The organism is Halomonas ramblicola (assembly GCF_030409215.1).
Classification (GTDB): domain Bacteria; phylum Pseudomonadota; class Gammaproteobacteria; order Pseudomonadales; family Halomonadaceae; genus Halomonas; species Halomonas ramblicola.
Genome location: NZ_JAUFPL010000018.1, coordinates 272,818 through 291,814 on the forward strand (window position 1 = coordinate 272,818; position 18,997 = coordinate 291,814).

At 69.7% G+C, this 18,997-nt stretch carries 18 protein-coding genes and 3 tRNA genes; 18 read left to right on the top strand and 3 right to left on the bottom strand.

Features of this window, described 5'->3' with window-relative positions:
- Window positions 1-3: 3 nt before the first annotated feature.
- From QWY80_RS07845 to QWY80_RS07865, 5 genes are all read left to right on the top strand, one after another.
- The gene (locus QWY80_RS07845; RefSeq protein ID WP_290230202.1) at window positions 4-1,254 is read left to right on the top strand and encodes an aspartate kinase; all 1,251 of its coding nucleotides are present in this window, start codon (window positions 4-6) and stop codon (window positions 1,252-1,254) included.
- A 213-nt stretch (window positions 1,255-1,467) separates the two neighbouring features.
- Complete coding sequence (csrA, locus tag QWY80_RS07850) at window positions 1,468-1,668, top strand: carbon storage regulator CsrA (protein ID WP_290230203.1); 201 nt, start codon at window positions 1,468-1,470, stop codon at window positions 1,666-1,668.
- A 99-nt stretch (window positions 1,669-1,767) separates the two neighbouring features.
- Window positions 1,768-1,860: transfer RNA gene (locus QWY80_RS07855), tRNA-Ser, on the top strand.
- Window positions 1,861-1,882: 22 nt separating this feature from the next.
- A tRNA-Arg gene (locus tag QWY80_RS07860) sits at window positions 1,883-1,959 on the top strand.
- An 80-nt stretch (window positions 1,960-2,039) separates the two neighbouring features.
- Window positions 2,040-2,116, top strand: a tRNA-Arg gene (locus QWY80_RS07865).
- Between the two features lie 141 nt (window positions 2,117-2,257).
- Here QWY80_RS07865 and QWY80_RS07870 read toward each other — a convergent pair.
- Entirely contained in the window at window positions 2,258-3,232 is a 975-nt protein-coding gene (locus tag QWY80_RS07870) for a tRNA dihydrouridine synthase (protein WP_290230282.1), read from the bottom strand.
- 179 nt (window positions 3,233-3,411) lie between these two features.
- Between QWY80_RS07870 and QWY80_RS07875 the strand changes: the two genes are divergently transcribed.
- Genes QWY80_RS07875 through QWY80_RS07885 form a run of 3 tightly spaced genes read left to right on the top strand, consistent with a single transcriptional unit; the run spans window position 3,412 to window position 6,877 of the window.
- Entirely contained in the window at window positions 3,412-3,657 is a 246-nt protein-coding gene (locus QWY80_RS07875; RefSeq protein ID WP_290230204.1) for an OadG family protein, read from the top strand.
- A 54-nt stretch (window positions 3,658-3,711) separates the two neighbouring features.
- Entirely contained in the window at window positions 3,712-5,544 is a 1,833-nt protein-coding gene (gene oadA, locus QWY80_RS07880) for a sodium-extruding oxaloacetate decarboxylase subunit alpha (RefSeq protein WP_290230205.1), read from the top strand.
- Between the two features lie 10 nt (window positions 5,545-5,554).
- Entirely contained in the window at window positions 5,555-6,877 is a 1,323-nt protein-coding gene (locus QWY80_RS07885; RefSeq protein WP_290230206.1) for a sodium ion-translocating decarboxylase subunit beta, read from the top strand.
- Here QWY80_RS07885 and QWY80_RS07890 read toward each other — a convergent pair.
- Both QWY80_RS07890 and lexA read right to left on the bottom strand, forming a co-directional pair.
- Window positions 6,861-7,481 (bottom strand): IMPACT family protein, encoded by a 621-nt coding sequence (locus QWY80_RS07890; protein WP_290230207.1) that lies wholly within the window; start codon window positions 7,479-7,481, stop codon window positions 6,861-6,863. The genes QWY80_RS07885 and QWY80_RS07890 overlap by 17 nt on opposite strands.
- Window positions 7,481-7,966 (bottom strand): transcriptional repressor LexA, encoded by a 486-nt coding sequence (lexA, locus tag QWY80_RS07895; protein ID WP_290230208.1) that lies wholly within the window; start codon window positions 7,964-7,966, stop codon window positions 7,481-7,483. The genes QWY80_RS07890 and lexA overlap by 1 nt, the downstream gene beginning before the upstream one ends.
- Before the next feature lie 215 nt (window positions 7,967-8,181).
- On the opposite strand from lexA, the gene ccmA reads away from it, so the two are divergent.
- The 10 genes from ccmA to smc are packed head-to-tail and all read left to right on the top strand — an operon-like array spanning window position 8,182 to window position 18,801.
- Entirely contained in the window at window positions 8,182-8,817 is a 636-nt protein-coding gene (gene ccmA / locus QWY80_RS07900; protein ID WP_290230209.1) for a cytochrome c biogenesis heme-transporting ATPase CcmA, read from the top strand.
- Window positions 8,807-9,547, top strand: a complete 741-nt coding sequence (gene ccmB / locus QWY80_RS07905) for a heme exporter protein CcmB (protein ID WP_290230210.1) — start codon at window positions 8,807-8,809, stop codon at window positions 9,545-9,547. The genes ccmA and ccmB overlap by 11 nt, the downstream gene beginning before the upstream one ends.
- 29 nt (window positions 9,548-9,576) lie before the next feature.
- On the top strand, window positions 9,577-10,317 hold the full coding sequence (locus tag QWY80_RS07910) for a heme ABC transporter permease (protein ID WP_290230212.1): 741 nt from the start codon (window positions 9,577-9,579) through the stop codon (window positions 10,315-10,317).
- Window positions 10,317-10,547, top strand: coding sequence for a heme exporter protein CcmD (ccmD, locus tag QWY80_RS07915; protein ID WP_290230213.1), 231 nt, complete (start codon window positions 10,317-10,319; stop codon window positions 10,545-10,547). The genes QWY80_RS07910 and ccmD overlap by 1 nt, the downstream gene beginning before the upstream one ends.
- Complete coding sequence (ccmE, locus tag QWY80_RS07920; protein WP_290230214.1) at window positions 10,537-11,043, top strand: cytochrome c maturation protein CcmE; 507 nt, start codon at window positions 10,537-10,539, stop codon at window positions 11,041-11,043. Before ccmD ends, ccmE begins: the two co-directional genes overlap by 11 nt.
- Before the next feature lie 11 nt (window positions 11,044-11,054).
- A complete protein-coding gene (locus QWY80_RS07925; RefSeq protein WP_290230215.1) occupies window positions 11,055-13,052 on the top strand; it encodes a heme lyase CcmF/NrfE family subunit in 1,998 nt (665 codons plus the stop codon).
- Window positions 13,049-13,576: a DsbE family thiol:disulfide interchange protein gene (locus QWY80_RS07930; protein WP_290230216.1), complete on the top strand. Its 528-nt coding sequence runs from the start codon at window positions 13,049-13,051 to the stop codon at window positions 13,574-13,576. The genes QWY80_RS07925 and QWY80_RS07930 overlap by 4 nt, the downstream gene beginning before the upstream one ends.
- Window positions 13,567-14,031, top strand: coding sequence for a cytochrome c-type biogenesis protein (locus QWY80_RS07935; RefSeq protein ID WP_290230217.1), 465 nt, complete (start codon window positions 13,567-13,569; stop codon window positions 14,029-14,031). Before QWY80_RS07930 ends, QWY80_RS07935 begins: the two co-directional genes overlap by 10 nt.
- Window positions 14,028-15,278 carry a c-type cytochrome biogenesis protein CcmI gene (gene ccmI / locus QWY80_RS07940; protein WP_290230218.1) on the top strand — a complete coding sequence of 417 codons (1,251 nt, stop codon included), beginning with the start codon at window positions 14,028-14,030 and terminating at the stop codon, window positions 15,276-15,278. The genes QWY80_RS07935 and ccmI overlap by 4 nt, the downstream gene beginning before the upstream one ends.
- Window positions 15,279-15,309: 31 nt before the next feature.
- Entirely contained in the window at window positions 15,310-18,801 is a 3,492-nt protein-coding gene (smc, locus tag QWY80_RS07945) for a chromosome segregation protein SMC (protein ID WP_290230219.1), read from the top strand.
- The last annotated feature ends 196 nt before the right edge of the window (window positions 18,802-18,997 follow it).

Genomic DNA, 18,997 nt, shown 5'->3' on the forward strand with positions numbered 1-18,997 from the left:
CAAATGGCACTATACGTACAGAAGTTCGGCGGCACCTCGGTGGGCTCCGTGGAGCGCATCAAGGCCGTGGCCGAGAAGGTCAAGGGCTTCCGCGAGCAGGGCCACCAGGTCGTGGTGGTGGTCTCCGCCATGAGCGGCGAGACCAATCGCCTGATCGGCATGGCCAACGAGATCAACGACGAGCCGACGCCGCGCGAGATGGACATGCTGGTCTCCACCGGCGAGCAGGTGACCATCTCCCTGCTGGCCCTGGCGCTGCACAAGCTGGGCGTGCCGGCCACCTCCTACACCGGCTCCCAGGTGGGGATCCTCACCGACAGCGCCCACACCAAGGCGCGCATCCAGCGCATCGAAACCGACGAGATTCAGGAAGACCTCGACGACGGCCAGGTCGTGGTGGTCGCCGGCTTCCAGGGCGTCGACGAGGAGGGCAACATCACCACCCTCGGGCGTGGCGGCTCCGACACCACCGGCGTGGCCCTGGCCGCGGCGCTGAAGGCCGACGAGTGCCAGATCTACACCGACGTCGACGGCGTCTACACCACCGACCCGCGCGTCTGCGGCAAGGCCCGGCGTCTCGAGACCATCACCGTCGAGGAGATGCTCGAACTGGCGAGTCTCGGCTCCAAGGTCCTGCAGATTCGCGCTGTCGAGTTCGCCGGCAAGTACAATGTTCCGCTGCGCGTGCTGTCCAGCTTCGAGGGCGGCCCCGGCACCCTGATCGTTGCAGACTCCGACCAAGACGAGGATTCCATGGAAGAACCGCTGATCTCCGGTATCGCCTTCACCGCCAACGAGGCCAAGCTGACCCTGCTCAACACCCCCGACGTGCCGGGCGTGGCCTCGCGCATCCTCGGCCCGATCGCCGCTGCCAACATCGAGGTCGACATGATCGTCCAGAACGTGGCACCGGCCGGTGACTACACCGACTTCACCTTCACCGTGGCCAAGGGCGACTACAAGCAGACCCTGAAGATCCTCAACGAGCAGGTGTTGCCGGACCTGGGCGAGGGCGAGGTCAACGGCGACGACAACATCGCCAAGGTCTCCCTGGTGGGCGTGGGCATGCGCTCCCATGCCGGTGTGGCCGCCAAGATGTTCCGCGTGCTGTCCGAGGAGAACATCAACATCCGCATGGTCTCCACCTCCGAGATCAAGATCTCCGTGGTCATCGACGAGAAGCACATGGAACTGGCGGTGCGCGCCCTGCACAGTGCCTTCGGCCTCGACAAGGGCGATATCGAGAGCGAGTGATCGCCGCCTCGGCGGCGGATTACCTTCTACGCTGGTAGGGGAAGCCCGTGACGACACCATGACGGTGCTTCCCCCCGCCGTGAGCCTGGGGGTGTCATGGGCTGCCGGATTGGTCACGGAGGACGTCTTGCCACATAATGAGGCGGCGCGGTTCCGCCGGCGATTATCCCGTTGCCATCCAGCCCGAGAACAAGCCTGAGAAGGAGATCAGCCATGCTCATCCTGACCCGCCGTGTCGGCGAGACCCTGATGATTGGAGACGACATCACCGTGACGGTGCTGGGCGTCAAGGGAAATCAGGTTCGCATCGGGGTCAACGCCCCCAAGGATGTCGCCGTGCATCGCGAGGAGATCTACCAGCGTATCCAGCGCGAGAAGGCCGATGAGGAGGGGGCCGGCGGGCACGAGGAGTAGGCCCCGCCATCCGCCGTCCCGGCCCCGGGGGAGAAAAAAGCGACGGGGCCGCTGGACAAACCCCTTCTGAAACGGTAGGATATGCGCCGTGTCGATGAGGGAGAGGTGGCCGAGTGGCTGAAGGCGCTCCCCTGCTAAGGGAGTATGGGGTTTATAGCCCCATCGAGGGTTCGAATCCCTCCCTCTCCGCCACAGCGACACAGTGAAGCAATCAGCGCCCGTAGCTCAGCTGGATAGAGTACCTGACTACGAATCAGGTGGTCGGAGGTTCGAATCCTCCCGGGCGCGCCACGCTTCACCTCGAATGTGATCGGTGACGCATCCCGCAGCATCGTCCATTCATAGCAATTGCCCCATGGCATGCGCGTCACGCGCCCGTAGCTCAGCTGGATAGAGTACCTGACTACGAATCAGGTGGTCGGAGGTTCGAATCCTCCCGGGCGCGCCAGACATCGATGACCCGTCCTCCCCGGAGGGCGGGTCTTCTGCTTTCCGGCTCCATGCCGGCCCCGTTCTACTAGCCGGGGTGCCCAGCGGCGCCCCAGCGATCGTTTGAGGCGCCGTCGCCATGCGACGAGCGCCTCTTTTTTTATGGTGCGTCCGCCTCGGCGACGGGGGAGGGCGCGCGGCGCGCCGTATCTGCTCGCAGTCCTTCCAGCAGGGCATCGAGGTCGGTGAGGCGCTTGACCCGCGCGAAGCGACGAGCCGCCTCGGCGTCCCGCTGGCGCATGTGGTTGAGCCACTGCTTGATCAACGAGGTCACGATGCGACCGGGAAGTGTGCTATGTTGCAATGCGGCAAACTCGTGGAGGATCTCGGCCCTCGCCGCCCAGGGCGTCTCCGGCAGGCGCCCGCCGGTGAGCTGCCAGTGGCGGATGCGGCTTGCCAGCCAGGGGTCGGCCAGGGCGCCGCGACCCAGCATGACGTCTCGACAGCCCGAGAGGGTGCGGGCCTTCCAGTAGTCCTCCAGGGTCCAGATGTCGCCGTTGGCGATCACCGGGATCGACAGGTCGCGGCGGATGCGGCCGATCCACTCCCAGTGGGCCGGCGGGCGGTAGCCCTCGTTGCGGGTGCGGCCGTGGACCACCAGGTGCGTGGCGCCGCCCGCCTGGGCGGCCCGGCCGCAGGCCAGGGCCAGGCGGCGGTCGGCGAAGCCCAGGCGGATCTTGGCGGTCACCGGGATCGCCTCGCCCACCGCCTCGTGGACGGCGGCCACGACGGCCCGTACCCGGCCCGGATCGCGCAACAGCGAGGCGCCGCCGTCGTGGCGGTTGACGAGCTTGGCCGGACAGCCGAAATTGAGATCCACGCCCCGGGCGCCGAGGCGCAGGGCCTGGCGGGCGTTGGCCGCCAGCGCCTCGGGGTCGGAGCCGAGCAGCTGCAGGTACACCGGGGTGCCGGCAGGGGTCGAGGGTGGTGCGGTGCCGAGCTCCGGGCAGTGCCGGTAGAAGACCCGCGGTGGCAGGCGGGCATCGACGACGCGCACGAACTCCGTGACCGTCCAGTCGAAGCCCGGTCGGCGGGTCAGGAGGTCGCGGGTGTGGGCATCGATGACGCCCTCCATGGGGGCGAGCCCGATGCGTCCGGCCTCATTTTGTAGTAAATTAACAACGCTGACTTCCACCATGACCCCATTGCAATCCGTCGGGAGTGTGGCAGGTTATAGCATCGAAAAAAATGCGCAAGCCGCCATGTTCCTGAGTATTGGGTGCATGGTCGGTGAAGATACAACGGAGGCACCCAATGCAGGATATGCAGCTGCTCGAGGAAGGCCTGGCCCTGATGGCTCTCGGCATGGGGTTCGTGTTTGTTTTTCTTACGGTGCTGGTGATCGTCACCACCCTGATGTCGAAGACCCTCGGCCGCTTCTTCCCCGAGCCGGCCGCCCCGCCGCGGGGGCGTGGCCCCGCCCCGGGTCGCGGCGACGATGACGTCATGGCGGCGATCAGCGCCGCGGTGCACCGCTATCGTCGGCGCCATCGCCGCTGAGGGCCGCTGAGCTCCCCTTATCCCCTCTCCATCCATCACCACAAGGTCACTCCCATGACTGACAACGTACGCCCGCTCGGCATCACCGACGTGGTGCTGCGCGACGCCCACCAGTCGCTGTTCGCCACCCGGATGCGCCTGGACGACATGCTGCCCATCGCCGAGAAGCTCGACCGCGTCGGCTTCTGGTCGGTGGAGTCCTGGGGCGGCGCGACCTTCGACGCCTGTATCCGCTACCTGGGCGAGGATCCCTGGGAGCGGATACGGGCGTTGAAGGCGGCCATGCCCCACACCCCGCAGCAGATGCTGCTGCGCGGCCAGAACCTGCTCGGCTATCGCCACTATGCCGACGACGTGGTGGACCGCTTCGTCGAGCGCGCCCGTACCAACGGCGTCGACGTCTTCCGCGTCTTCGACGCCATGAACGACCCGCGCAACCTGGAGCGCGCCATCCGGGCGGTGCGCCGGGTCGAGGGCCATGCCCAGGGCACGCTCTCCTACACGGTGAGCCAGGTGCATACCCTGGACGGCTGGGTGGAGCTGGGCAAGACCATCGCCGCCATGGGCGCCGACTCCCTGGCCATCAAGGACATGGCCGGCCTGCTCAAGCCCTACGATGCCTATGAGCTGGTCACCAAGCTCAAGGCCGCCGTGGACATCCCCATCCAGTTGCACTGTCATGCGACGACCGGCCTCTCCACTTCCACCCTCATCAAGGCCGCCGAGGCCGGCATCGACACCGTCGACACCGCCATCTCCTCGATGTCCATGACCTACGGTCACAGCCCCACCGAGTCGCTGGTGGCCATCCTCCAGGGCACCGAACGCGACACCGGCCTCGATCTCGAGCTGCTCGAGGAGATCGCCGCCTACTTCCGCGAGGTGCGCAAGAAGTACGCCGCCTTCGAGGGCTCGCTCAAGGGCATCGACTCGCGCATCCTGATCGCCCAGGTGCCGGGCGGCATGCTCACCAACATGGAAGGCCAGCTCAAGGAACAGGGCGCCGGCGACAGGCTCGATGACGTGCTTAAAGAAATACCCAAGGTACGGGAAGATCTGGGCTTTATCCCGCTGGTCACCCCCACCTCGCAGATCGTCGGCACCCAGGCGGTGATGAACGTGATGATGGGCGAACGCTACCGGTCCATCTCCAAGGAGGTCCAGGCGCTGCTCAAGGGCGAGTACGGTGCGGCCCCGGCCGCCTTCAACCAGGAACTGCAGGCGCGGGTGCTGGAGGGCGGCGAGCCGATCACCTGCCGCCCGGCCGACAACCTGGCCCCGGAGATGGACCGGCTGTCCGCCGAGCTCAGAGACAAGGCCAAGGCCGAGGGCATCCGCCTCGCCGAGGGCGAGCGCGAGATCGACGACGTCCTGACCTATGCGCTCTTCCCGCAGATCGGCCTGAAGTTCCTCAAGCATCGCGACGATCCCGCGGCCTTCGAGCCGGCGCCCCAGGCCCCGGAGAACGGCAATGACCGGGCCAACCTCCCGGCGCAGGCCGCGACCCAGGCGCCCGCCGCCCAGGGCACGGCCCCGGCCGGCCCCGAGACCTACACCGTCACCGTCAACGGCAAGGCCTATGTGGTGGAGGTCGCCGAGGGCGGCGAGATCGGTGACGTCAAGGCGCAGGAGGGCGCCGCCCAGCCGGCGGCCGCCGAAGCGGCGCCGGCCGCCAGCGGCGAGGCGATCAGCGCCCCGCTGGCCGGCAACATCTTCAAGGTCAACGTCCGCGAGGGGGACAGCGTCGCCGCGGGCGACGTGGTGATCATCCTCGAGGCGATGAAGATGGAGACCGAGGTGCGCGCCACCGGCGCCGGCACCGTTTCCGCCATCAAGGTCGGCGAGGGCGACAGCGTCGCCGTCGGCGACGTCCTGGTCGAGCTCTAAGGGCCCCCTCATGGAGAAGCTACTGACACTCTGGTACGGCTCGGGGCTCTACAACCTGGGCCTCGGTCAGGCGGTGATGGTGCTGGTCGGGCTGGGCCTGCTCTACCTGGCCATCGCCAAGAAGTTCGAACCGCTGCTGCTGGTGCCCATCGGCTTCGGCGGCATCCTGGCCAACATCCCCGAGGCGGGCCTGGCGCTGTCGGCGGCCGAGCAGGCCGCCCACCTGGCGCGGCCCGAGGTGCTCGAGCGGATGGCCGCGGCGCTGCAGCTGGGCCTCGACCCGGCGGCCGGCGCCGAGGCCTGGCGCCACGCCCTGGAAACGACGCTGCACGGCGACACCTCGCCGGAGCTGGTGCGCGCCGCCAACGACGCGGCCATGGACGCCGGCTACGCCCACGGCATGCTCTACCAGTTCTACAGCGTGGCCATCGCCTCGGGCATCGCCCCGCTGGTGATCTTCATGGGCGTCGGCGCGATGACCGACTTCGGCCCGCTGCTGGCCAACCCGCGGACCCTGTTCCTGGGCGCCGCGGCGCAGTTCGGCATCTTCGCCACGCTGTTCGGGGCGGTGGGCCTGTCGGCGCTGGGCTGGCTGGACTTCTCGCTCAACCAGGCCGCCGCCATCGGCATCATCGGCGGCGCCGACGGCCCCACCTCGATCTACGTGGCGAGCATCCTGGCGCCGGAGCTGCTGGGCGCCATCGCCGTGGCCTCCTACTCCTACATGGCCCTGGTGCCGCTGATCCAGCCGCCGATCATGAAGGCGCTGACCTCGAGGCGCGAGCGCGAGATCGCCATGACCCAGCTGCGCCCGGTGTCGAAGCTGGAGAAGATCGTCTTCCCGGTGAGCCTGCTGGTCCTGGTGGTGCTGTTCCTGCCCGACGCCGCGCCGCTGCTGGGGATGTTCTGCTTCGGCAACCTGCTGCGCGAGTGCGGGGTGGTGGAACGCCTCTCCGATACCGCCCAGAATGCGCTGATCAACATCGTGACCATCTTCCTGGGCCTGTCGGTGGGGTCCAAGCTGATGGCCGACCGCTTCCTGGCCGTGGAGACCCTGGGGATCCTGGCGCTGGGCATGGTGGCCTTCGCCATCGGCACCGCCTGCGGCATCCTGATGGCCAAGCTGATGAACGCGGTGAGTCGCATGCCGATCAACCCGCTGATCGGCTCGGCGGGGGTCTCGGCGGTGCCCATGGCGGCGCGGGTCTCCAACAAGGTGGGGCTGGAGTCCAACCCGCACAACTTCCTGCTGATGCACGCCATGGGCCCCAACGTGGCCGGGGTGATCGGCTCGGCGGTGGCCGCCGGGGTGATGATCAAGTATCTGGGATGAGGGTGAGCTGGCCGCGCAGCCGGGAGCTGAGCGGTGCCAGGTCCACCTCCGCGTCGCGCGGCCAGCCGACGGTGAGCACCACGCCGTCGGCGCCGTAGTCGGCGTCCGTCACCGGGATGTCGTGGCCCGCCAGCCAGGCGCGGGCCTCGGCCTCGCCGGCGAAGTCGACGCCCAGCCGCAGCGGCGTGCGCTCCACCACCTCGCGGCGCGGCAGGGCCTCCAGCGCCCGGGCGACGGCCTGGGCGTAGGCGCGGGCCAGGCCGCCGGTACCCAGCTTGGTGCCGCCGAAGTAGCGGGTCACCACGCAGCCGACCTCGCCGAGCCCGGCGCCCTCCAGCACCTGATACATGGGGCGTCCGGCGGTGCCGCCGGGCTCGCCGTCGTCGGAGAAGCCGATGGCGGTCTGCTCGCCGGGCGGGCCGGCGATGAAGGCGCTGCAGTGGTGGCTGGCGCTCGGGTGCCGCTCGCGGGCGGCGGCCAGCAGGGCCTCGAAGGCGGCGGTGTCGGGGGCATGGCAGACCCAGGCGATAAAGCGGCTCTTCTCCACCTCCAGTTCGCTCTCGGCCCACTCGCCGGCCGGCAGGTCGGGGACCGGGTAGCGCATCAGGCGGCCAGCTCGCCCTGGCGCACCACGCCCATCACCAGGCCCAGCACCTGGATGTCGCTGTTCTTCAGGAAGATGGGGGGCATGGTCTCGTTGGCGGGCTGCAGGCGCACGCCGGACTTCTCTATATAGAGCTTCTTCAGGGTGACCTCCTGGTCGTTGATCATCACCACGGCCGTCTCGCCGTTCTCGGCGCTCTCCTGACGCTCGATGATGATCACATCCCCGTCGAAGATGTTGCAATCGATCATCGAGTCGCCGCGCACCTTCAGCGCGTAGGTGTTGCGGCGTACCATGCGGCTCGGCACGCGGATGCTGGCGTCGTCGAGGCAGGCCTCGATGGGCAGACCGGCGGAGACGCGGCCCAGCAGCGGGATCTCGACCCGGGCCTCCTCGGCCAGGTCGTTCGCCTCCAGGGGCGACCAGGCCTCGGCCAGCGGCAGGTTGGGACGGCGAAGCAGGAACTGCGATGCGACCTCAGGCATGTGCGAATCTCCTCTACGGCGGCCGTTCGGCAAAACCCTGTTGAAACGTACAGTAATGAGGAAGCATAGCAGGAGGCGCCGATCTGGCAAGGGAGCCGAGCGTCGAATGCCATGCTGCGGGGCGGGCGCGACCGGCTGACGCAGCCCGGGCATCTGGCAGGCGCGGGCCTTTCCGTGTACAGTCTCGGGCCAAATCGTCCATGCCGGAGTGTGTCTTGACCCTGCGTCTGCAAGCCAGAGGCCTGGCCTGTGAACGGGATGATCGGTGGCTGTTCGAGGATCTCGACCTGGATATCCGTGCCGGCGAGATCGTGCGTGTCGAAGGCCCCAATGGCAGCGGCAAGACCACCCTGCTGAAGATCCTGTCCGGACAGCTGGCCGACTACCAGGGCGAGCTGTTCTGGAACGACCGGCCCATGCGCCGGGTGCGCCAGGCCTTCCTCGAGAGCCTGCTGTACCTGGGCCATGCCCCGGGGGTCAAGGCGGCGCTCACGCCCCTGGAGAACCTGGCCTGGTACCAGGCCCTGGCCGGCCGGCGCGGCAGCGAGGACGCGCGACTGGCGGCCCTGGAGGCGGTGGGCCTGGCGGGCTTCGAGGACGTGCCGGCTGCCCAGCTTTCGGCCGGCCAGCAGCGCCGCGTGGCGCTGGCCCGACTGGAACTGACGCCGCGCCCACTGTGGGTGCTCGACGAGCCCTTCACCGCCATCGACCGCGACGGCGTGGCGGCCCTGGAGGCACGGCTGGTCGCCCACGCCCGGGCCGGCGGCTGCGTGCTGGTGACCACCCATCACGAGCTCGGCGCGTCGACGCTGCTGCGCCGCATCCGCCTGGGAGGCCGGCATGCCGCATGAGGCCAGGGGGCTCCAGGCTCGGCAGGACGCGAGCCGCACCGGGGAACCCGGCGGCGGCCTGGCGGTCGCATTCTGGGCGACCCTGAAGCGCGACCTGGTACTGCTGCTGCGCCGGCGCAGCGAGGTGCTCAACCCGCTGGTGTTCTTCGCCCTGGTGATCACCCTGTTCCCGATCGGCATCTCGCCCGATCCGGAGTTGCTGGCCACCATCGCCCCGGGGCTGTTGTGGGTGGCGGCGCTGCTGGCGGCGCTGCTTTCTCTGGACAGCCTGTTTCGCGGCGACTACGACGATGGCTCCCTGGAGCAGCTGCTGCTCACGCCGCAGCCGCTGCCCCTGCTGGTCCTGGCCAAGGTGGCGGTGCACTGGCTGCTCACCGGCCTGCCGCTGGCGCTGATGGCGCCGGTACTGGGCATCCTGCTGTCGCTGCCCGTCGGCAGCTACGGGGTACTGGCGTTGTCGCTGGCGCTGGGCTCCGCCAGCCTGAGCCTGGTCGGGGCGATCGGCGCCGCCCTGACCGTGGGGCTGTCCCGCGGCGGGGTACTGCTCTCGCTGCTGGTGCTGCCGCTCTACATCCCGGTGCTGATCTTCGGCGCCGGCGCGGTGCAGGCGGCGATCCTGGGTGACGGGGCTTCGGCCCACCTGGCCATCCTGGGGGCCCTGCTGGCCCTGGCGCTGATGCTGGCGCCCTGGGCCATCGCCGCCGCGCTACGCATCAGCATCAACGGTTGACGGTAGATTCGAGAGGTATTGCGGACGACATGTGGTCCTTCATTCACAAGCTGGGCTCGCCCAGGTGGTTCTACGCCATCAGCGCACGGCTGATGCCGTGGTTCTGGGTGGCCGCCGCGCTGCTCATCGCGGTGGGCAGCGTCTGGGGGCTGGCCTTCGCCCCGGCCGACTATCAGCAGGGCAACAGCTTCCGCATCATCTATGTGCACGTGCCCGCCGCCTTCCTCGCCCAGTCGGTGTTCGTCGGCATGGCCGTGGCGGGGCTGGTCTTCATGGTCTGGAAGATCAAGGTCGCCGACATGGCCGCGGCCATGATGGCCCCGCTGGGCGCCGCCATGACCTTCATCGCGCTGTTCTCCGGGGCGGTGTGGGGCGTGCCTACCTGGGGTACCTGGTGGATGTGGGACGCGCGCCTCACCTCGATGCTGATCCTGCTGTTCCTCTACCTGGGCGTGATCGCCCTGCGTGGCGCCTTCGCCAGCCGCGACAGCGGCTCCCGGGCCGCCTCGGTGTTGGCCATGGTGGGGGTGATCAACATCCCCATCATCAAGTACTCGGTGGACTGGTGGTACACCCTGCACCAGCCGGCCAGCTTCAGCGTCACCTCGCGGCCGACCATGCCGCTGGAGATGTGGGCGCCGCTGCTGATCATGGTGCTGGGCTTCTACTGCTTCTTCATTGCCGTGACCCTGATGCGCACGCGCAGCGAGATCCTGCGTCGCGAATCCAACAAGCGCTGGGTACGCGACCTGGCCGTGGAGGGGCGCTGATGGCCTTCGACTCCTTCCAAGACTTCCTCGCCATGGGCGGGCATGCCCCCTACGTCTGGGCCGCCTGGGCCGTGACCGCGGGCCTGCTGGGCGGCATCGTGCTGCACGCCCGGGCCGAGCGCCGCCGCCTGCTGCGCCACCTGCAGCGTCGCGAACGCCGCGAGCGGCGACTCGCCGACCAGCAGACGACGAATTCACATCCGACGGCTGGACATCGCCATGACGCCTAAACGCAAGCAGAAGCTGTTCGTCATCCTGGGGCTGGTGTCGCTGGCGGCCATCGCCGTGGGCCTGACCCTCTATGCGCTGCGCAGCAACATCAACCTCTTCTTCAGCCCGGTGCAGATCGCCGCCGGCGAGGCGCCCATCGAGCGCCAGATCCGCGCCGGGGGCATGGTCAAGGAGGGCACGGTGGCCCGCGACCCCGACAGCCTGGACGTGGCCTTCACCGTCACCGACTATGTCGACGACCTGGAGGTGCGCTACAGCGGCATCCTGCCCGACCTGTTCCGCGAGGGGCAGGGCGTGGTGGTGGTCGGCCAACTGCAGCCCGACGGCTGGCTGAAGGCCGACCAGGTGCTGGCCCGCCACGACGAGAACTACATGCCGCCGGAGGTGGCCCAGGCCCTCGAGGAGGCCGGCTACTCGCCCGCCGACTACCAGGCCAAGGCCGCCGAGGTGGGCGAGCGTCTGGGCGCCGAGGCCGTCGGCGAGTCCGGCAACTGAGTGGAGTCGCCATGCTGACCAAGATGATTCCCGAGCTCGGCCACTTCGCCCTGATCATCGCCCTGCTGATGGCGCTGGTGCAGGGCGTGCTGCCGCTGGCCGGCGCCGCCACCCGGCGGCCGCTGTGGATGGCCTACGCGCGCCCCATGGCCAGCGGCCAGTTCCTCTTCCTGCTCATCGCCTACGCCTGCCTCACCGCCAGCTACCTGCTCGACGACTTCAGCGTGGCCAACGTGGCCAACAACTCCAACTCGCTGCTGCCCTGGTACTACAAGGCCAGCGCCGTGTGGGGCAACCACGAGGGCTCGGTGCTGCTGTGGAGCCTGATCCTGGCGGCCTGGACCTTCGCCGTGGGCTGCTTCTCGCGGGCGCTGCCCCGCGACATGCTGGCCCGGGTGCTGGGCGTGATGGGCCTGGTCAGCGTCGGCTTCCTGGCCTTCGTGCTGATCACCTCCAACCCCTTCGAACGCCTGCTGCCCAACATTCCCCAGGACGGCGCCGACCTCAATCCGCTGCTCCAGGACTTCGGCCTGATCGTCCACCCGCCGATGCTCTACATGGGCTACGTGGGCTTCTCGGTGGTCTTTGCCTTCGCCATCGCCGCCCTGCTGGGCGGGCGCCTCGACGCCGCCTGGACCCGCTGGGCGCGCCCCTGGACCAACATCGCCTGGGCCTTCCTCACCGTGGGCATCGCCCTGGGCAGCTGGTGGGCCTACTACGAGCTGGGCTGGGGCGGCTGGTGGTTCTGGGACCCGGTGGAGAACGCCTCCCTGCTGCCCTGGCTGGCCGGCACCGCGCTGATCCATTCCCTGGCGGTGACCGAGAAGCGCGGCGCCTTCAAGAGCTGGACGGTGCTGCTGGCCATTACCACCTTCTCGCTGTCGCTGCTGGGCACCTTCCTGGTGCGTTCCGGGGTGCTCACCTCGGTGCACGCCTTCGCCAACGACCCCTCCCGCGGGCTCTTCATCCTGATGCTGCTGGGCATCACCGTGGGGCTGTCGCTGCTGATCTTCGCCCTGCGCGCCCCGCGGGTCGGCCACCAGGTGGGCTTCGGCTGGCTGTCGCGCGACGCCCTGCTGCTGGTCAACAACATCGTGCTGGTGATCATGACCGTCACCGTGCTGCTGGGTACCGTCTATCCGCTGCTGCTCGACGCCATGGACCTGGGCAAGATCAGCGTCGGCCCGCCCTACTTCAATGCGCTGTTCGTGCCGCTCACCGTGCTGCTCTGCCTGTTCATGGGGCTCGGCCCCCTGGCGCGCTGGAAGCAGAGCGGGGGCCGCGAGCTGCTGCGCCGCTGCTGGGTCGCCGGCCTGGCGGCCCTGGTCATCGGCGCCGCCGCCCCGCTGCTCTACCGCGGCGAATGGAACCTCAGGGTCAGCCTGGGCCTGGTGGTGGCGCTGTGGATCGTGCTGCCCATGGCGCGCGACCTCTGGGACAAGTCCCGCGGGCGCCTGGACGGGCTGAAGAAGCGTTCGCTGGCCTACTGGGGGATGACCCTCGGTCACCTGGGGATGGCGGTGACCATCGTCGGCGTCACCGTGGTCTCCAACTATGCGGTGGAGCGCAACGTGCGCATGGGGGTGGGCGACAGTGCCGAGGTGGCCGGCTACACCTTCACCATGACCGAGCTGACCAGCCGCCGCGGCCCCAACTACCTGGCCGACGGCGCCGTGGTGGAGGTGCGTCGCGGTGACAGCCGGCGCAGCTTCGCCATGCAGCCCGAGAAACGCGTTTACATCGCCCGCGGCATGCCCATGACCCAGGTCGCCCTGCGCCCGGGCCTGTTCCGCGACCTCTATGTGGCCATGGGCGAGGAGCTCGACGGCGGCGCCAGCTGGGCCATGCGCATCCAGTACAAGCCCTTCGTGCGCTGGCTGTGGCTGGGCGCCCTGTTGATGGCGGCCGGCGGCGTGCTGGCGGTGGTCGACCGCCGTTACCGGCGCACCGTCACCGCCCGCGATCCGGAGCGGGTGGCCAGCGCCGTGCCCCGGGAGGCCTCCGCATGAAGCGTCGCCTGCTGCTGCTGCTGCCGCTGGTCGGCTTCCTGACGCTGGGGGGCTTCCTCTACCAGGGGCTCTCCATCAATCCCTTCGAGCGCGAGTCGGCGCTGATGGCCCGCGACTTCCCGGCCTTCGAGCTGACCACCCTGGAGGATCCCGAGCGGGTGGTGGACGCCTCCCTGCTGGAGGGCGAGGTCACCCTGGTCAACGTCTGGGGCGAGTGGTGCCCCACCTGCAAGCAGGAGATGCCGCAGCTGCTCGACCTGGCCGAGCGGGGGGTGCGCCTGGTGGGGGTCGACTACAAGGACACCCGCGAGAAGGGACGCGAGTTCCTCGCGGAGTTCGGCAACCCCTTCGAGGTCAACGTCTTCGACCCCGAGGGCACCCTGGGCTTCGACCTGGGCGTCTACGGCGCCCCGGAGACCTTCCTGGTCGACGCCGACGGCATCATCCGCTATCACCATACCGGCTACATCAAGCCGGAGGACGTGCGCGACACCATACTGCCGGAGGTGGAGAAATGGCGCTGATCCGACTGCTGCTGTGTGCCGTCCTGCTGCTGCCGGCCCTGGCCGGCGCGGCGGGGGAGGTGCGCGAGTTCGACGACCCGGTGACCGAGCAGCGCTACCGCGACCTCACCGCCACCCTGCGCTGCCCCAAGTGCGAGAACCAGGCCATCGACGACTCCAATTCGCCGATCGCCGGGGACATGCGCGACCGCGTCTACGCCCAGCTCCAGGACGGCCGCTCCGACAAGGAGATCCTCGACTTCATGGTCGCGCGCTTCGGCGACTACGTGCTCTACAACCCGCGCCTGGAGGGGCGCACCCTGCTGCTGTGGGGACTGCCCATCGGCCTGGTGCTGGTGGGCCTGATCGTCGTGGTCGTGCTGGTGCGCCTGCATCGCCACCGCTCGGCGCGCCGGCTGAGTGACGAGGAGCGGGCCCGCCTGGATGACCTGATCAACCGCGAGAGAACCGAATGACCCTGCTGTGGATCGCCATCGCCGTCCTGCTGCTGCCGGCCCTGTGGCTGCTGGCCGCGCCGCTGAAGCGCGCCCGGGGGGTGCACGACGCCCAGCGCGACTACGAGGCCAACGACCGCACCGCCGAGCAGAACGTGGCCATCTTCCGGCGTCGCCTGGGCTCCCTGGAAGCCGCCCGGGAACGCGGCGAGATCGACGCGGCGCGCTTCGAGGAGGATCGCCTGGAGCTGGAGCGCAGCCTGCTTGAGGACACCGAGACGCTCAGGCGCCCGCCGCTCAAGGCCTCCGCCTCGGGCCGCCTGGCGGTGCCCCTGGTGATGGTGGCGCTGGTGGTGGCCAGCGTGTTCTGGTACCAGCGCGAGGGCGCCGAGGGCGACCTGACCCTGCTCGCCGTGCAGCAGGAGGTCCGCGAGCATCCCCAGGGCTCCATGGCGATGCTGGTCGAGCGCCTGGAGGCGCAGGCCGAGCGCCAGCCCGACAACCCCAACGTCTGGTCGATGCTCTTCCCCCTCTACCGCGACGGCGGCCAGGGGCAGCAGGCCATCGACGCCCTGCAGCGGCTGATCGAGCTCGAGGGGCGCCGGCCGTCGCTGCTCGGCCAGCTGGCGCAGCTCGAGTTCTTCGTCGCCGATCGCCAGCTGACGCCGCGGGTCCAGGAACTGGTCGACGAGACCCTGGCGCAGGATTCCGGCCAGCCCACGGTGCTCGGCATCCTGGGCATCGAGGCCTTCGACCGCGGCGCCTACGAAGAGGCCATCGACCACTGGCGGCGCGCCATCGCCGGCATGGACGACCCCGAGGCCGGCGAGGCCCTGCGCGAGGGCATCCGCATCGCCCAGCAGCGCCTCGGCGAGACCCCCGACGACGACGTGGCGGTGTCGGACGCGGCCCGGGGCCCGGGCATCCTCGCCCGGGTGCGCCTGGACGACGACCTGGCCGGCCGCCTGGAGGACGACGCCACGGTCTTCGTGGTGGCCCGCGACATGGACGGCGAGCTGCCGCCCCTGGCCGTGGCACGCCTGAGCGTGGCCGAGCTGCCCGCCGAGGTGGTGCTCGACGACCGCCACGCCATGTCCGACCAGGCGAGCCTCTCCCGGGTCGACGAGGCGCGTCTGGTGGTGCGTGTCTCGGCCAGCGGCCAGGCGCGACCCCAGGCCGGCGACCTGTTCGGCGAACGCTCCGGCGTGGCCGTGGGGGACGTCGACGGCGAGCCGGTCGAGGTGGTGATCGACCGGGTCTTCGAATGATCGCCACGAGCTAGCGGAGGGTCCAGCAGGGATGCGCCTCGAGTCGATACGCCTGGTAGGCTTCAAGTCCTTCGTCGATCCGGTCACGGTGCCCTTCGACGGCAACATGACCGCCATCGTCGGCCCCAACGGCTGCGGCAAGTCCAACATCATCGACGCCGTGCGCTGGGTGATGGGCGAATCCTCGGCCAAGACCCTGCGCGGCGAGTCGATGAGCGACGTCATCTTCAACGGCTCCACCGCCCGCAAGCCGGTGGGCCAGGCCTCCATCGAGCTGCACTTCGACAACCGCGACGGTAGCATGGGCGGCCTCTACGCCCAGTACGCCGAGATCGCCGTCAAGCGCCAGGTCACCCGCGAGGGGCAGTCCACCTACTTCTTCAATGGCCAGAAGTGCCGGCGTCGCGACATCGCCGACCTCTTCCTGGGTACCGGCCTGGGCCCGCGCTCCTACGCCATCATCGGTCAGGGCATGATCTCGCGGCTGATCGAGGCGCGTCCCGAGGAGCTGCGCGCCACCCTCGAGGAGGCCGCCGGCATCTCCAAGTACAAGGAGCGCCGCCGCGAGACCGAGAACCGCATGCGCCGCACCCAGGAGAACCTGGAGCGCCTGGAGGACATCCGCGAGGAGCTCGACAAGCAGCTCGAGCGCCTCAAGCGCCAGGCCGAGGCGGCGCGTCGCTACCAGCAACTCAAGAACGAGGAGCACCGCGTCAAGGGCGAGCTGGCGCTGCTGCGTGCGCGCGCCCTGCGTGCCAGCCAGGCCGAGGAGGAGAGCCGGGTCGCCGAGCTGGAGACCGCCGTGGAGCGTGAGGTGCTGGGCCTGCGCCAGTGCGAGACCCGCCTGGAGGAGGCCCGCGCCGACCATGATCGTCTGGCCACCGAGCTCGAGGCCCAGCAGTCGCGGTTCTTCGAGACCACCACCGCCATCGCCCGCCTCGAGCAGGACCTGGAGCACGCCCGCGCCCGCGACGCCCAGCTGGCCCGCGACCTGGAGGCCGCACGCCGCGAGTTGGCCGAGCTGGACCGCCTCGGCGAGGACGACGGCGAGCGCCTGGTCAGGCTCGACGAGCGCCTGGAGACCCTGACCCCGGAGCGCGAGGAACTGGCCGCACGGCTCGAGGAGCTGGAGGCCGCCCTGGAGGAGGCCGAGCCCGGGGCGGAGGAGGCCGATGCCGCCTGGGAGACCTTCAGCGAGCAGTGGCGCGAGGCGAGCCACGAGGCCGAGCGTCGCCAGGACCGGCTGCGCGAGCTGGAGTCGCGCCTCGAGCGCCTCGAGGCCGACGCCCGTCGCCGCCGCCAGCAGCACGAGGAGCTGCCCGACATCGCCGCGCTGGGCGAGCAGCGCGGCGAGCTGGCCGAGCGCCTGGCCGAGCTGGAGGAGGAGCGCGAGGCCCTGGAGGCGCGCCGCGAGTCGCTGCAGGCGACCCGCGATGTGGCCCGGGAGGCGACCCGCGAGGCCGAGGCCGCGCGCGAGACGGACCGCCAGCGGCGCAGCGAGCTGCAGGGCGAACTGGCCTCCCTGGAGGCGCTGATCGAGGCCGGGCTCGCCGACCACGACGAGGCGCTGGATCGCCACCTCGCCGACCACGGCCTGAGCGAGGCCCCCCGGCTGGGCGAGCGCCTGGCGGTGACGCCCGGCTGGGAGACCGTCGTGTCCTGGGTGCTGGCGCCCTGGTTGCGCGCCCGCCTGGTCGGCCTCGACGGCCACCATGCCGCCCTGGAGTCACCGCCCGGCGAGCTGGGCCTGGTCGAGGAGGCCGTAGTCGAGGCGTCACCGCACAGCCTGGCCGCCCGGGTGCAGGGCGCGGGCGCCGCCGCGCGCTGGCTCGCCGCCATCCGCTGCGTCGATGCTCGCGAAACCGCCTGGGCGGAACGCCGGACGCTGACCCCCGGCGAGAGCCTGATCACCGCCGACGGCCTGTGGCTCGGGCCGGGCTGGGTGCGCTACCGCGGCCAGGGCGACGGGCCCGACGCCCTGCTGGTCAGCCGCCGGCGCCAGGCCGAGGTGAGCGAGACCCTGGAGGAGGTGGAGGCGCGCCTGGCCGAGCAGGAGGAGCGCCTGGCCGAGGCCGCCGAGCGGACCGAGCGCGCCGAGGCCGACCTGGAGGCGTGCCGCCTGGCGGAGCGCGACCTGGACCAGCGCCACCAGCAACTGGCGGTGCAGGACAGTGGCCTGGCCAGTCGCCTCGAACACCTGGAGGGGCGCGCCGCCGAGCTCGCCGAGGAGCTGGAGGGGCTGGCCGAGTCCGGCGAGGAAACGCGGCTGGCCATCGAGGAGGAACGCGAGCGCTGGCAGGCGGCGATGGCCCGCCTGGAGGAGGGCGCCGAGCGCCGCGAGCGTCTGGAGCGGGAGCGCCAGGAGGCCCGCGAACGCCTCACCGGCCTGCGCGGGCAGCAGCGGCCGCTGGCCGAGCAACTGCAACGCCTCGCCCTGGAGCAGGAGCGCCTGGCCGCCGAGCGCGCCGGCCTGGCCGAGCAGCAGGGTCGCGCCGGCGAGGCCCGCGAACGCCTGGAGGGACGCCTCGAGGAACTGGAGGAGGAGCGCGAACAGCTGCGCGAGCCCGAGGAGGAGCGTCGCGAACGCCTCGACGAGCTGCTCGACCGCCGCGAGCGCGAGGAACGCAGCCTCAACGCCGTGCGGGCCCGCGCCGCCGAGCTGGTGGAACGCCTGCGCGAGGACGAGCAGGCCCGCCAGGGGCACGAGCGCAGCCTGGAGGGCATCCGCGAGCGGCTGCAGGAGTCGCGGATGCAGGTCCAGGCCCTCTCCCTCAAGGCCGAGAGCCAGGACGAGCAGCTGCGTGAGCTGGGCCACGACGAGCGCGAGCTGGCCGAGGCGCTCGATCCCAACGCCACCGAGTCCGCCTGGCAGACCCGCCTGGAGGAGCTCGGCGAACGCATCCGTCGCCTCGGTGCCATCAACCTGGCGGCCATCGAGGAGTACGACCAGCAGGCCGAGCGGCGCGACTACCTGGAGGCCCAGCACGCCGAACTCAGCGAGGCCCTGGAGACCCTGGACCGGGCGATTCGGCGAATCGACCAGGAAACCCGGACCCGCTTCCGCGACACCTTCGAGAGAGTCAATGTTGGCCTGCAGTCGCTTTTCCCGCGGGTTTTCGGCGGCGGGACCGCGTGGTTGACCCTGACCGGCGAGGATTTGCTGGAGACCGGGGTGGCGATCATGGCGAGGCCTCCCGGCAAGAAGAACAGTACCATTCACCTGCTCTCCGGTGGCGAAAAGGCCTTGACCGCCCTGTCGCTGGTCTTCGCCATCTTCCAGCTCAACCCGGCGCCCTTCTGCATGCTCGACGAGGTGGATGCCCCCCTCGATGATGCCAACGTGGGACGCTACGCCAAGCTGGTGAAGGAGATGTCGGAGAGCGTTCAGTTCATCTATATCACCCACAACAAGATCGCCATGGAAGCCGGCGAGCGACTGATGGGGGTGACCATGCAAGAGCCGGGCGTATCGCGGTTGGTATCGGTCGACGTCGAGGAGGCGGCGGCCCTCGCCGAGGCCTGACGGGCTTGAAGGTTGTCCGGAAAAGGGGTAACAAGGAGGAAACTGATGTTGCAATGCATGGATGCAAGGGGATCATCGAAGGGCGATTGCGAAGGGCGGCGTCGACTCGAGGGACGAAATCCTTCGAGGTTGACAAACAAAAAAAGTGGCCCTTTTTTCGGCAATCGCGCTATGCTGTTGACGGACAACCATCAGG